General features: G+C 55.7%; 12 protein-coding genes. 3 read left to right on the top strand and 9 right to left on the bottom strand.

Annotated elements, in window-relative coordinates; genetic code table 11:
- Positions 1–71: 71 nt before the first annotated feature.
- Complete coding sequence (locus ACT3R4_RS02120) at positions 72–653, bottom strand: SprT family zinc-dependent metalloprotease (RefSeq protein WP_441677224.1); 582 nt, start codon at positions 651–653, stop codon at positions 72–74.
- A gap of 69 nt (positions 654–722) precedes the next feature.
- Here ACT3R4_RS02120 and ACT3R4_RS02115 point away from each other — a divergent pair, with 69 nt between their 5' ends.
- Entirely contained in the window at positions 723–1,391 is a 669-nt protein-coding gene (locus ACT3R4_RS02115) for a YecA/YgfB family protein (protein WP_441677226.1), read from the top strand.
- Between the two features lie 26 nt (positions 1,392–1,417).
- On the opposite strand, the gene ACT3R4_RS02110 is transcribed toward ACT3R4_RS02115, so the two are convergent.
- The 7 genes from ACT3R4_RS02110 to ampD form a co-directional block, all read right to left on the bottom strand.
- Positions 1,418–2,545, bottom strand: a complete 1,128-nt coding sequence (locus tag ACT3R4_RS02110; RefSeq protein WP_441677228.1) for a phospholipase D-like domain-containing protein — start codon at positions 2,543–2,545, stop codon at positions 1,418–1,420.
- A gap of 50 nt (positions 2,546–2,595) precedes the next feature.
- Positions 2,596–3,303 (bottom strand): class I SAM-dependent methyltransferase, encoded by a 708-nt coding sequence (locus ACT3R4_RS02105; RefSeq protein ID WP_441677230.1) that lies wholly within the window; start codon positions 3,301–3,303, stop codon positions 2,596–2,598.
- Complete coding sequence (gene tsaB, locus ACT3R4_RS02100; RefSeq protein WP_441677232.1) at positions 3,300–3,998, bottom strand: tRNA (adenosine(37)-N6)-threonylcarbamoyltransferase complex dimerization subunit type 1 TsaB; 699 nt, start codon at positions 3,996–3,998, stop codon at positions 3,300–3,302. Before tsaB ends, ACT3R4_RS02105 begins: the two co-directional genes overlap by 4 nt.
- A 105-nt stretch (positions 3,999–4,103) precedes the next feature.
- Positions 4,104–4,757, bottom strand: a complete 654-nt coding sequence (gene adk, locus ACT3R4_RS02095; protein WP_172117413.1) for an adenylate kinase — start codon at positions 4,755–4,757, stop codon at positions 4,104–4,106.
- A gap of 309 nt (positions 4,758–5,066) precedes the next feature.
- Positions 5,067–7,097 carry a pyruvate dehydrogenase complex dihydrolipoyllysine-residue acetyltransferase gene (gene aceF / locus ACT3R4_RS02090; protein WP_441677234.1) on the bottom strand — a complete coding sequence of 677 codons (2,031 nt, stop codon included), beginning with the start codon at positions 7,095–7,097 and terminating at the stop codon, positions 5,067–5,069.
- A gap of 59 nt (positions 7,098–7,156) precedes the next feature.
- The gene (aceE, locus tag ACT3R4_RS02085; protein ID WP_441677236.1) at positions 7,157–9,829 is read right to left on the bottom strand and encodes a pyruvate dehydrogenase (acetyl-transferring), homodimeric type; all 2,673 of its coding nucleotides are present in this window, start codon (positions 9,827–9,829) and stop codon (positions 7,157–7,159) included.
- Between the two features lie 382 nt (positions 9,830–10,211).
- Positions 10,212–10,796: a 1,6-anhydro-N-acetylmuramyl-L-alanine amidase AmpD gene (gene ampD / locus ACT3R4_RS02080; protein WP_172117568.1), complete on the bottom strand. Its 585-nt coding sequence runs from the start codon at positions 10,794–10,796 to the stop codon at positions 10,212–10,214.
- Between the two features lie 107 nt (positions 10,797–10,903).
- On the opposite strand from ampD, the gene nadC reads away from it, so the two are divergent.
- Entirely contained in the window at positions 10,904–11,758 is an 855-nt protein-coding gene (gene nadC / locus ACT3R4_RS02075; protein WP_172117410.1) for a carboxylating nicotinate-nucleotide diphosphorylase, read from the top strand.
- Between the two features lie 30 nt (positions 11,759–11,788).
- Here the strand turns inward: nadC and ACT3R4_RS02070 are convergent, their stop codons facing one another.
- A complete protein-coding gene (locus ACT3R4_RS02070) occupies positions 11,789–12,319 on the bottom strand; it encodes a GNAT family N-acetyltransferase (RefSeq protein WP_172117409.1) in 531 nt (176 codons plus the stop codon).
- A gap of 100 nt (positions 12,320–12,419) precedes the next feature.
- Here ACT3R4_RS02070 and tsaA point away from each other — a divergent pair, with 100 nt between their 5' ends.
- Positions 12,420–13,151, top strand: a complete 732-nt coding sequence (gene tsaA, locus ACT3R4_RS02065; RefSeq protein WP_172117408.1) for a tRNA (N6-threonylcarbamoyladenosine(37)-N6)-methyltransferase TrmO — start codon at positions 12,420–12,422, stop codon at positions 13,149–13,151.
- Positions 13,152–13,156 lie beyond the last annotated feature (5 nt).

Raw genomic sequence — 13,156 nt, 5'->3', positions numbered from 1 at the left:
CCCTTAGGCGGCTTCCTCTTAGACATTGGTATTAACATTTTTTATTTAAAAAACAGCAACCTGGATGACTTTCAATGATTATCGTAAGCGATATAGACCAACGTCTCCTGGCAATGACGACAACGATAGCGGCGCCCCTTGTTAACTAGCGCATGACGCCTGGCCGTCAACAAGTGCTCACGGCAGGCGCACTGATAGCGGTAAGGTGCAGGCTGAGCCTTATGAACGTCGAAGCGGTGGGTAACGTGAGGGGCTAGCCCAAACAAGTCCCGCATCACGGTTTTCCACTCTTGCCCGTGTGGTTTTAAGCGTCGCCCATCACGTAGATGAAACACCAGCCAATGCGCCATCTCATGCGGAATCACATCGCTAAAAAACGCAGTACGATTGTCACTAAGCAAAATAAAATTAAACCGCAGGCCACCGCGCCCCCAATGGGCTTGCCCCGCTGAAGCGCCCTTTAAGTCAAACCATACGCGGGGCCGCGGCAACTGCGGATACACTTCCAGGCAGCGCTGCCACGCTTGCTCGACCCGGCTTAATGCCGCTTTTTGTAGCGCCTCGGGTGACAGCGCCGCCAATTCATCTTCCGGCCAGGGCGGCAGCGGCAATGTACCCGTTAGCGATGCGCCTATTAGTGATAAACTTGTCATTAATGAATGCCTAAATGATGGTTACCCATTAGTATCATTTTTTAAACGACCCAACTCATGAGGCTTGCTATGGCAGAGCGCCCCGACGATGCAAACGCGCCAGAGACTGTCCCTCCGCAGCCACTGCTGACCGATGAGCAGCTCGACAGGCTGGATGATTTCCTCGACTCAGACCAGGTCGATGAAGACGCGCTGGACGTGATCTCCGCCCACGGCTTTCTCGTGGCACTCGCGGTAGCCCCCAGCGAAGTATCACCGGCCCAGTGGCTCGTTGAGCTGTTTCAAGGCGAACCGCGCTATGCCGATGATAACGAGCGCAATGAAATTGTTAATCTGCTAACCCTGCTGCGCAACAATGCAATGGCCGTGCTGGAGCAAGGCGGGCTTCCTGAACTGCCTTTTGATTTAACCCTGGATGGGCTGCCTGCGGAAGAAACACCGATTGGCGACTGGTGCGCGGGCTTTATGGAAGGCGTCTTCAGCGATGAAAGCGCGTGGTTCCAGGAGGATGAAGAAGCCGCGGCAACACTGCTTTTGCCCTTTATGCTGCTTTCCGGGCTATTTGATGATGAGCCCGACATGGCCGAGATGGCAAGCGACACGGCACACCAGGAAAGCCTGGTCGCGCAATTGCCAGAGCTCGTGCTTGATTTGTATTTGCATTACCGCGTTCCACCGGAAACGCCCAAACCCAAGCCGCGCAAAAAAACGCCTGCCAAGAGCCGCAAGCGCCGCTAAGTCAGTGTTCATTCAACCCGGTATCGTTACTTAAGCCGGGTAATCACTGAATCCAGCGTACCAAATATCCATTCAAAGGCGCGCTGCTTCCAAGAGCGCGCGGCCCACTCCTCGGCCAGCACTTCCTTGCTGGCCGAAAAATTACGCTCAAACATAGCGCACACATCCTGAGCAAGCCGCTCGTCCATCACTTCCTGATTGGCCTCCAGGTTCCAGTGCAGATTCCAGTGATCGAAGTTACACGAGCCAATACTCACCCAGTCATCCGCGAGTACAAATTTGGCATGAATAAACGTCGGCTGGAATTCGTAAATGCGTACGCCCGCTTTAAGCATCGACTGATAAAAACGTTGTCCTGCGTAACGCACGCTGGGGTGGTCATGCTTCGCGCCGGGCAGCAAAAGGCGTACATCCACGCCCCGCTTTGCAGCCCGCGCCAAGCGACGGCGCAGTGTAAACGTAGGCACGAAATAGGGCGTACAGAGCCAAAGACGCCCTTGAACGCCCTGCACCCGGCGGTAAAGCGAGTGACGAATCGCCTGGTACCGGTAGCCTCGGCCCTGTATGGCTCGGCCGATTGCCCCGCCTTCAAACGCCTCTGTCTGGCGCTGTTGAGGAAGAGGCGCCGGAGGACGCTTATCCTCTGCGCGTGTTAAGCGCGAACGCCAAAGGGTGCGAAAAAGCATCTCCCAGTCGGCGATGACCGGGCCTTCAATACGCACGGCAATGTCGTACCATGCCTCTAAAAATTCATCGACGGCGCCAAACCCACCGGTAAAGGCTATTTGTCCATCGACCACTATAATTTTGCGGTGGTCACGACTAAGGTTCCGAGCCAGTGAGTGGAGCCCCACCGGATTGAAAAAGCGCAGCGCCACGCCCGCGTCAAGAAGCCGCTCGCGGTCGCTGCTAGCAAGCCCCTTGGAACCAAAGCCATCCAACAGCAGATACACCCTTACACCCCGCTGGGCTGCCGTTGTCAGTGCTTGTATCACCTGGTCAGCAAGCGCTCCCGACTCCATCAAGTAAAGCTCAACCAACACATAGTGATTGGCGTGGTTGATGGCTTCAAGCATGGCGGGTAGAAAGCGAGACGCCTCTGGCAGCAGGGTAAACCGATTGCCCGCATGCCATGTCAGGGGCTGATACTTCATAGCGCTCTGCTCCTGATGAAATACCTCGTTAATGCGTAATGCGTATCGACTCAACGATGAAGCGACTGCTTAACATAGAGATCATAGCGGCTGGTCTTTCCCTCCAACACATGCTGAGGCGCAGGGCCTGCAATCGGAGGGGCTTTACGGGGACGTTTTACCACCACCCGGTGTGTCGCTACCTCCAGAGCGGCTTCCAACAAACGCGGCGCATCATCGTCATCGCCCGCCAATTCGCGAAACAGACGCATCTCTTTTTTGACCAGCGCTGACTTTTCCCGATGCGGAAACATCGGGTCCAGGTGCACGACCTGTGGATCAAACGCGGCCTCGGTAACCAACGCTTCAAGCGACTGAGCCGCGTCGCCATGGCGCAAGGTCATGCGAGCGATGATATCAGCGATATCATGCGCTTTAGCGGCTCTCAGCAGGCCGTCTTCCAACAGCGCGGCAATCGCGCCGACACGCTCAACCAGCAGCACATGAGCGCCCAGTGCGGCCAGTACAAAGGCATCCCGCCCAAGCCCTGCCGTCGCATCGACAACGCTTGGCGTCACGCCTTTAGCAAGCCCGCACGCCTTGGCAACCAGTTGGCCTCGCCCACCGCCAAACTGACGCCGATGGGCTGCTTTACCTGCAGCAAAATCAACGCTTAGTGGTTTACCATAGCGTTTTTCATCCCCTGCCAGCACTAAACGTCCCTCGCAATACGTAAGCGCCAGTCCTTCTGGGAGTACGGCCTTTTCAGGCAGGCTCATGCCGGCTTTTTCCAGGCAACGTTATTACGCAAATACACCGGCTGAGCCAGATGCGCCGGCTGACCTAACCCTGCCGCAAAATCATCGGCACCCAACCAGGCCATTTCTTCAGCGCGAGGCTCCATATCAACCAGGTGCTGGCTCATGCTCACTTGCACCGTGGCTGCAAAGCGCTCCCAAAGTGTAAAACCTGAGCCTACACCGACCCAGTCAGTTTCATCTTCAGGTAGTGAAAACGCTTCCGGGGCCAACACGGCTTCAGCTTGCTCCAGACTCACGCTATCGTTCAAACAGTGCCAAGTGGCCGCGTAGACCTCGCCCATACGCGCATCCAGAGCAGTGACGATATAGCGAAAGTGAAAACGCCGATGGGCCTGGAGAGCCAACGCCTTGAGCGTTGAGACACCGAGTAATGGCCGGTCCAAACCAAAGGCCAGGCCTTGTGCCGTTCCGGTAGCGATTCTCAGCCCGGTAAATGAGCCCGGCCCTTGTCCAAAGGCAATGGCGTCGAGCGCCGCCGGTGTAATCTGCGCTTGCGCTAACAGCTCGTCCACCATCGGCATTAACCGCCGAGTATGCGCACGCGGCGTCATCTCGTAGCGCGCTAGACATTCGCGGTCAGCGCCGTTCTGACGTAGCAGTGCTACCGAGCAGGCGCTGGATGAGGCATCTAGCGCAAGAAGGTGTAACGACATAGCAATTCCGCACTCGTGATAAGTAGTCGAACATTATACCTTTAGTGCGCCCATACGACGATGGCCCGCGCTTGGCGGGCCATCGGCTTAGCGAGCATCGTTTAATCAGCCAAGGGCTTCTTTTACCTGGCGCGTAATATCGGCAACGCTGCCTACGCCTTCAACACGGTGGTACTGGGGCGCTGCTTCAGCGTCCTTGTTTGCCCACTGCTGGTAGTAATCCACCAGCGGTGCCGTTTGATCGTGATAAACCGACAAGCGGTTACGCACGGTTGATTCCTGGTCATCTTCACGCTGAATAAGCTGCTCGCCCGTTACATCGTCTTTGCCAGGCTCTTTAGGCGGATTATGATCGACGTGGTAAACACGCCCGGATGCCGGGTGAACGCGGCGCCCCGCCAAGCGGTTGACAATTTCTTCATCCGGGACAGCGATCTCAAGCACGTGGTCAATCTTCACGCCACCCTCTTTCATGGCATCGGCCTGAGGGATGGTCCGCGGGAACCCGTCAAACAGGAACCCGTTCTCGCAATCTGGCTGGCTGATACGCTCTTTCACCAAGTCAATAATGATCTGATCGGACACCAGGCCACCACTGTTCATTATCTCTTTAACTTTTAGCCCCAGCTCGGTGCCGTCTTTGATTGCCGCGCGTAGCATATCCCCGGTGGAAATCTGAGGAATCTTGAACTGCTCGCAAATATATTGAGCTTGAGTCCCTTTCCCCGCGCCGGGGGCACCCAACAGGATTAAACGCATAGCCACTGCTCCTTGAAAGTAAAACGCAATAAAATGAATTAACCGACAATAACTGGGCCACTCATGCGGCACAACTCCCCAAAAGCCTGAGAAGGGTATTTTTGTAAGATTTTTTAAATAAAACAGCCAAGTGATGCACGCCAGGCGCACCGACCGCCTCGTTTGAAGCGCTAAACGCAAACGGCGCCCATCACTGGGCGCCGTTGACTAAACCTAATTTGCAGCTACTTTCTCATATACTGCTGCGTGGATTGCCGTGATACCGCATCAAACGGCGCCACGACAATCCACATCATGCCGACAACCTGATTACAGCAACAAGCGGCGAATATCGGTCAACACATCCGCCAGGAATGCCGTGAAACGCGCAGCATCCGCACCGTTAATTGCCCGGTGATCATAGGAAAGCGACAGCGGCATCATCAAGCGCGGTTGGAAGGCACCGCCATCCCAAACCGGCTTCATTTGGGCTTTGGAAACACCCAAAATAGCCACCTCAGGCGCATTCACGATCGGCGTAAACGCCGTGCCACCAATCGAACCCAGGCTCGAAATAGTGAAACAGCCACCGGTCATCTCTTCCCGCTTGAGCTTCTTGGTTTGTGCCTTTTTACCCAGCTCTGCCATGTCCTTGGCAATCTCGATCAAGGACTTCTTATCGGCATCACGCAGTACCGGCACCATCAAGCCATCAGGGGTATCAACAGCAATACCGATATGAACGTAGTTCTTCCATACCAGCGTTTCGCCGTCGCCTTTTAAGCTGACGTTAAACTGCGGGAACTTACGCAGCGCAAAAGCACACGCTTTCACCAGGAAGGGCAGCGGGGTTAACTTGGCCCCCTGCGCTTCAGCTTCGGCTTTCATCGACTTACGGAAGTTCTCAAGCTCGGTGATATCCGCTTCGTCAAACTGGGTCACGTGGGGCACGTTGAGCCAGCTACGATGCAGATTGGTCGCGCCCATTTTCAACAGGCGGCCCATCGGCTTCTCTTCCACTTCACCGAACTGGCTGAAATCGACGTCCGGAATCGGCGGAATACCGGCGCCACCCGTGGCGGCAGCTGCTCCGCCCGATGCTTGCGCCTTGCCCTGGTTCGCAATGACCTGCTTCACATAGGCCTGAACGTCCTCTTTGAGCACGCGCTCTTTGGGGCCGCTGGGCTTAACCAGGCCAATGTCGACGCCAAACTCGCGGGCCAGCATACGCACGGCTGGGCCTGCGTGTACCAACTTGCCATCACGCGGCTTGTGCGCGGCCATTTGCGCTTCAGGGCTGGGCGTACCGCCTACGGTTGATGCGCCCTGCTTGGCAGTGCTCTTCTCAGCGGTTTTCTGAGCAGTCTCCTTCTTCGGCGCTGGCTTGGAAGCGGCTTTCTTCGCGCCCGCTACTTCCATATAACCAATGATATCGCCTTCAGAAACGGTATCACCCTCTTTAACGGTCAGCTCAAGGAGCTTGCCTTTATAGGGGCTGGGGACGTCCATGGAGGCTTTATCAGACTCCAGCGTGATCAACGGATCTTCTTCGCTGATCTCATCGCCTACTGCCACACCGATCTCAATAATCGGTACGTCGGTAGAGCCGGAAATATCCGGAACGCGGACCTCCTTGCGCTCTGGCTCGCCGCTGGCCGCGTCGTCTTCGCTGTCGTCGCTGCGGGTATCTTCAGGCTCGCTGCTGGAGGCGCTCGGCTCTTCCTCAGCAGACGCTTCATCGTCGGCCTCGTCGCTACCTTCACCTTCGATTTCCATCTGGCCGATAACATCGCCTTCAGAAACCGTGTCGCCTTCTTTAACGGTAAACGCGACAATTTTGCCGGTATGCGGGCTCGGCACATCCATGGAGGCTTTATCAGACTCCAGGGTGATCAGCGTATCTTCAGCATCGATACTATCGCCTTCACTCACCGCAACTTCGATGATCTCAACGTTGTCAGAGCCGCCTAGGTCCGGCACCTTGATATCCACGGTTTGCTTACCGCCACCGGATTTCCTGGCGCTTTTCTGCTCGGACTTGGGCTTCTCTTCGGCCGCAGGGGCTTCTTTCTGCTCGGGTTCGGACGCTTGCTTGTCGTCCTCTTCCTCGGCATCGCCGCCGCCTTCCGCTTCCAGCTCAACGATATCGTCGCCTTCGGAAACGGTATCGCCTTCTTTAACCAGCACTTTAACGACTTTACCGCCCTTCGGGGCCGGTATATCCATGCTGGCTTTATCAGACTCCAGCGTGATCAGGGTGTCTTCCGCTGCAATGACGTCGCCTTCCGACACCGCGATCTCGATGATTTCGACACCTTCGCTACCGCCGATGTCGGGCACTTTGATGATTTCGCTACTCAAGGTCGCGCTCCTTTCAAATCGGATCGAGCCGGCGGGCACTTAACCCGCCGGGCAGCGGTTTAGCTGGTCAGCGGGTTCGGCTTGTTAGCGTCGATGCCATATTTGTTCATGGCTTCGCCAACCTGCTTACGTTCAATCTCGCCACGCTCAGCCAGTGCTCGCAGGGCCGCTACAACAACGAAGTAGCGATCCACCTCGAAGAAGTAACGCAGCTTCTTGCGCGTGTCCGAACGACCATAGCCATCGGTACCCAGAACAGTATAGTCGCCTGGTACCCATGCACGGACCTGATCCGCATAGAGCTTCATGTAGTCCGTCGAAGCAATGACCGGGCCGTCACGGCCTTCCAGACATTTCGTCACGTGCGGCTTGTTGGCCTCAGCGTCCGGATTCAGGAAGGATTCACGCTCAAGCAGCAGCGCTTCACGACGCAGTTCGTTAAAGCTGGTCACGCTCCAGATATCAGCGCCAACACCCCAGTCTTGTTCGAGCAGCTTAGCGGCGGCTTCCACTTCACGCAGAATGGTGCCAGACCCCATCAGCTGAACGCGGCCCTTGTCGCCCTTCGTCTCATGCAGCAGGTACATGCCTTTGACGATATCGTCGACCGGTACGTTTTCAAGCTCCGGATGCTCGTAGTTCTCGTTCATCACCGTCAGATAGTAGAAGCAGTTCTCTTTATCAGTGAACATGCGCTTCAAACCATCCTGAACGATGACAGCGACTTCGTGACCATACGTGGGGTCGTAGCTACGGCAGTTAGGAATGGTCGACGCCTGGATTAAGCTGTGGCCATCCTGGTGCTGCAAACCTTCGCCATTAAGCGTCGTACGCCCGGCGGTACCACCGACCATAAAGCCACGTGCCTGCAGGTCACCTGCGGCCCAGGCCAAGTCACCAATGCGCTGGAAGCCAAACATCGAGTAGTAGATGTAGAACGGCAACAGCGTCAGGTGGTTATTGCTGTAAGACGTGGCAGCCGCCATCCACGCGGACATCGCGCCGGCTTCCGTAATACCTTCTTCGAGAACCTGGCCTTTCTGGTCCTCGCGGTAGTACATGATTTGGCCTTTATCCATCGGCTCATACTTCTGGCCTTCGGCGGTATAAATGCCGAGCTGACGGAACATACCTTCCATACCGAAGGTACGCGCTTCATCAGGGATAATCGGAACGACCAGCTTGCCAAGCTTCTTGTCTTTAACCAAGCCATTGAGCACGCGCACAAAGGACATGGTGGTCGATACTTCACGACCTTTTGAACCGGCCATTTGCGTGGCGAAGGTTTTGTCTTCAAGCGTGGGGATTTCCAACGCTTCAAAATCACTTTTGCGGCTGGGCAGGTAGCCGTTTAAACGCTCGCGTTGCAAGTGCATATACTTAAGCTCGGGCGAATCATCTTCCGGCTTGTAGTAAGGCACTTCCTTGAGCTGCTCATCGGAAAGCGGAATACCGAAGCGGTCGCGGAAGGTCCGCAGTGCTTCGTACTCCATGCTTTTCACCTGGTGCGCTTCGTTGGCTGCTTCGCCATCGCCGCTACCCATACCGTAACCTTTTACCGTATGCGCCAGAATAACCGTCGGCTTACCGTTAGTGGAGTTAACGGCTTCATGGTAGGCCGCATAGACCTTGAACGGGTCGTGGCCACCGCGATTGAGCTTCCAGATATCATCATCGGAAAGATCTTTAACCATTTCTTCGGTTTCAGGATACTTACCAAAGAAGTGCTCACGGGTGTAAGAGCCGCCGTTAGCCTTGTAGTTCTGGTACTCACCGTCGACCGCTTCATCCATACGTTTTTGAAGGACGCCTTTACTATCCTTCTCAAACAACGGATCCCAGTGACGACCCCAAACGACTTTAATTACGTTCCAACCGGCACCGCGGAAAACGCCTTCAAACTCGTCCATAACGCGAGAGTTACCGCGTACAGGGCCGTCCAGACGCTGCAAGTTACAGTTGATAACGAAGATCAGGTTATCCAGGTTCTCACGACCTGCCAGTGAGATGGCACCCAAGGATTCCGGCTCATCACACTCGCCATCGCCCATGAAACACCAGATCTTGCGATCGTACATGTCTTTCATTTCACGATGATGCAGGTACTTCATCACGTGGGCCTGGTAGATCGCCTGGATTGGGCCAAGGCCCATGGAGACGGTCGGGAACTGCCAGTAATCCGGCATCAGCCAAGGGTGCGGATACGATGACAAGCCATCGCCATCTACTTCCTGACGGAATCTATCCATCTGATCTTCAGACAGACGACCTTCCAGGAAGGAGCGTGCGTAAATGCCCGGCGCTACGTGACCCTGGATGTAGATCAGGTCGCCAGCGAAGTCATCTTTAGGCGCACGGAAGAAGTGGTTAAAGCCCACATCATAAAGGGTTGCCGATGACATAAAGCTGGCAATGTGGCCGCCAAGCCCGGGGTTGGCCCGGTTATTACGAATGACCTGGGCGATCGCGTTGTAGCGAATCAAGGAGCGAATGCGCCGCTCCATGAACAGATCACCAGGCATCCGCGCTTCACGATGCAGCGGAATCGTGTTGCGGTGCGGGGTTGTCACCGAGAAGGGCACCTTCATCCCATCCCGGCGCAATCGATCCGCCAGGCGGGTCATCAGGTAACGGGCGCGATCTTCGCCCTCACGATCCAGCACCGATTCCAGGGATTCCAGCCACTCCGTGGTTTCGACCGGATCGAGATCTTCTCTTGTCTCCAGACTCATAGAGGTCTCTCCGAATGACGATAAATGACATGAGCCCCGCCAACCCGTACGGGTTTGGGGCAGCTGCGGTGATTGATGGCCACCGCAGAAAAGCATTTGCGCGGTAACGCTAATGTTTTTTTAGCTCTATATTCAACGAGCTACAGACCACTGAATGTAGTAAAGCTACATAAATGTCGTAAAAGTTAGCCTTTTGTATGTAGGAAGATACCGCAAAGTCGCCACGCTGCCAATTCCGGAGTAGTGGAAAAGCGTATCGAAAACAAACTATTGCACTGCAACATAGACGCTTCGACAGTGCTTCCTATTACTCTTTATGCGTAGGCAGTGTAGCTAAACTACCGTTTTATTTTCTTGTCGTTGAACAACTTAATCGCTCTTTTTAAAGCGTATCAAGGTGGGTTTTCGCCAAACACTGGTAAAAGTAGGCCCAATCAAAGGCGGGCCCTGGGTCCGTTTTACGCAGCGGCGCGATATGCGCATGGCCCGTCATTCGTGACGCATCAAGCGCTGGGTAGCGAACCATTAACCACTGAGTGACTTCTGCCAGCGCGTGGTACTGCGCCTTGGTAAAGGGCGTTATGTCATCACCTTCCAACTCAATGCCCAGTGAAATGTCATTCAATGCCTGCCGCCACTGCATGGCGTGGCTATCCCACCAGCGTGAACGCCCAGCGTGCCAGGCGCGCTGATCCGTATTCACGAACTGCACGCACTCACCATCACGCCGGATAAGCAGGTGCGCTGAAACGCGTAAATGGGCAATCTCGGCAAAAAAAGGGTGCTGGTCCGTTGCCAGTTGATTAGTGAACAGCGCCTCTATCGCATCACCACTAAATTGCCCAGGAGGTAAACTGATCGCATGCAGTACCAATAACGATACGTCATCAGTAGGTCGCGCATCATAATTGGGCGAGTCAACCCTGCGCGCCCTGCCCCACCAGCCGTCGTGTGTCTGGTCATTAATCACCCACAAAGTCTCCTTTACGTCGCGCTCTTTTCACTGCTCTCATTAGCGGCTCTCTTTTACTATAATGCCGGTCTCATTTGATCATGCCCAGAGAGCTCACCGCCATGAATAACCAAAATGCGCTAGCTGAAGAGATCAGCACCTGCGTGACTCGCCTGCTTAACGAAGATATAGGCTCAGGCGATATTACTGCCCAGCTAATTCCCGAGGACCAGTGGGCAACGGCGACGGTGATTACCCGTGAGTCTGCGGTGCTGTGTGGGACTGCGTGGGTCGATGAAATTTTTCAGCAGTTGGATGCGCGCGTCACGCTTCGCTGGCTAGCCGCTGACGGCGACTTGCTGGATAAAGGCCAAGGCTTTTTGGAACTGGAAGGCCCGGCACGTAGTTTGTTAACCGGGGAGCGCGCGGCGCTCAACATGTTACAAACGCTGTCTGCCACGGCAACCGCAACGCGCCGCTACGTCAACTTGATTGAGGGTACCGGCGTTCGCCTGCTCGATACCCGCAAAACGCTTCCCGGCCTGCGTTTGGCGCAAAAATACGCTGTTACGTGTGGCGGAGGCCACAATCATCGAATAGGTCTTTGGGATGCATTCTTAATCAAGGAGAACCACATTTCGGCATGCGGCGGCATCAAGGCCGCGGTGAGTCATGCAAGGGCACTTGCCAAGGATGTGCCGGTAGAGGTGGAAGTAGAGACCTTTGAAGAGCTTGACCAGGCATTGGCGGCCGGGGCTGACATCATCATGCTGGATAATTTCGCACTTGAAGATTTGTACGTAGCAGTCGAACTGAACGGCGGGCGCGCCACGCTTGAGGCCTCAGGCAATGTCGATGCGGCTACGCTCAAAGCGATTGCCGATACGGGGATCGACTGTATTTCCAGCGGCGCGCTGACCAAAGATATCCAGTCCATTGATCTCTCCATGCGAATTACCCGCAGCTATAGCGTATAGCCAGGCTCAGCTTCAGATTTAGTCTCAGGCTCAGGTTTCAATCGCGCTCAAGCGCTTTTCCATCCGATAGCGCTGAAGTGACTCACCGCTTCGTTCAACCCACTGCTCGCCCAGGTTTTCCCAGCCTCGGCGCAGCAGGCGGTCATAAAGCATCAGGCTCGCCTCAATCTCTATGCGATCAACTCCCTGCTCCAACAGCATACGCTCAGCATGAATCAACAGTGTGGTGCCAATACCACGCCCGGTCAGCGAGGGCCACACATACAGCGTTTCGATACGCCCTTCCTTCACATCAAGCTCAAGGAAGCCCACACAGCGCCCGTCGCACACCGCCACCAGTGTGGTGTAAAGCGCGTGGCGAACCGCCCAGGCGCTGGCTTCACGGGGCAGCGCATTGGCCCAGGCGCGCCGCTGGCTAAGCTCATAGTGGCTGGCTGCGCCTTGCATGACCGCATGGTAAAACACTTCTGCCTGGTCGGCGGCGTCGCGCGCTAAAGCAGCGCGGTAGGTCACCCTCGCCGCCGGGGCTTTTGGCGCAGAAAGCTCCTCGGTCGTTGGCATGCATCACCTCTAAGCAGTTATCGAAATGGGGATCAAGCATTCGGCGTATAACGTCAGCCTGCTTTATACTTGGCCGCCTATCTCAGCATAAGGCAGTAGCATGCACAATGCCCCTGAAAGTGCGTCCTTTACGCTGACGCCTATCGGTTACGTTGTTAGCGACTACCCGGACAAGTTTGGCATCCCCCGCCAACCGGGCCTGGCGCAGGCGGCCAACGCCAGTCTCGTGCTAACGGCACCCTATAACGACCCCTTAACGGTGCGTGGACTGGAGGATTTTAGCCATCTTTGGGTGTCATTTATTTTTCATCAAAGCCCAGAGCGTTGGACGCCATTAGTACGCCCACCACGGCTTGGGGGCAACCGCAAGGTAGGCGTATTTGCCAGCCGCAGTACCCATCGACCTAACCGGCTGGGCCTCTCGCTGGTAACGCTGGCCGGTATCGACACACACCAAGGGGTTCGTTTAAGACTCGAAGGCTGCGATTTGGTGAGCGGCACCCCGGTGGTCGATATCAAGCCCTACCTGCCCTGGGCCGAAGCACGCCCTGAAGCTGTCGCCGGTTTTGCACCGCAAGCCCCCGTGTTGCTGCCCGTCACGTTCAGCCACGATGCGCTGGATACCTTGGCACGCCGCGTTGATAGCGCAAGCTTGTATGCCTTGATCGAGCAAGTGCTTGGGCAAGACCCACGCCCCGCTTACAAGCAAAGCGAGGTGCCTGGGCGTGTCTACGGCGTTAGGCTGCGCGATGTCGATGTGAAGTTTCGAGCCCTACACAACGACGAAGCCACCACGTTAGAAGTGGTGGCTATCGACATCATGACTGGCTAGTACGG

The sequence above is a fragment of the Halomonas sp. AOP7-E1-9 genome (genome assembly GCF_052376035.1).
In the GTDB taxonomy this organism is placed as follows: domain Bacteria; phylum Pseudomonadota; class Gammaproteobacteria; order Pseudomonadales; family Halomonadaceae; genus Vreelandella; species Vreelandella citrativorans.
This window is presented reverse-complemented; position numbering and strand designations above follow the sequence as displayed.

What these genes read in the sequence shown, in the direction of transcription:
- ACT3R4_RS02120 (WP_441677224.1), bottom strand. Translation starts at nt 653, where the DNA reads ATGACAAGTTTATCACTAATAGGCGCATCGCTAACGGGTACATTGCCG.
- ACT3R4_RS02115 (WP_441677226.1), top strand. Translation starts at nt 723, where the DNA reads ATGGCAGAGCGCCCCGACGATGCAAACGCGCCAGAGACTGTCCCTCCG.
- ACT3R4_RS02110 (WP_441677228.1), bottom strand. Translation starts at nt 2,545, where the DNA reads ATGAAGTATCAGCCCCTGACATGGCATGCGGGCAATCGGTTTACCCTG.
- ACT3R4_RS02105 (WP_441677230.1), bottom strand. Translation starts at nt 3,303, where the DNA reads ATGAGCCTGCCTGAAAAGGCCGTACTCCCAGAAGGACTGGCGCTTACG.
- tsaB (WP_441677232.1), bottom strand. Translation starts at nt 3,998, where the DNA reads ATGTCGTTACACCTTCTTGCGCTAGATGCCTCATCCAGCGCCTGCTCG.
- adk (WP_172117413.1), bottom strand. Translation starts at nt 4,757, where the DNA reads ATGCGTTTAATCCTGTTGGGTGCCCCCGGCGCGGGGAAAGGGACTCAA.
- aceE (WP_441677236.1), bottom strand. Translation starts at nt 9,829, where the DNA reads ATGAGTCTGGAGACAAGAGAAGATCTCGATCCGGTCGAAACCACGGAG.
- nadC (WP_172117410.1), top strand. Translation starts at nt 10,904, where the DNA reads ATGAATAACCAAAATGCGCTAGCTGAAGAGATCAGCACCTGCGTGACT.
- ACT3R4_RS02070 (WP_172117409.1), bottom strand. Translation starts at nt 12,319, where the DNA reads ATGCCAACGACCGAGGAGCTTTCTGCGCCAAAAGCCCCGGCGGCGAGG.
- tsaA (WP_172117408.1), top strand. Translation starts at nt 12,420, where the DNA reads ATGCACAATGCCCCTGAAAGTGCGTCCTTTACGCTGACGCCTATCGGT.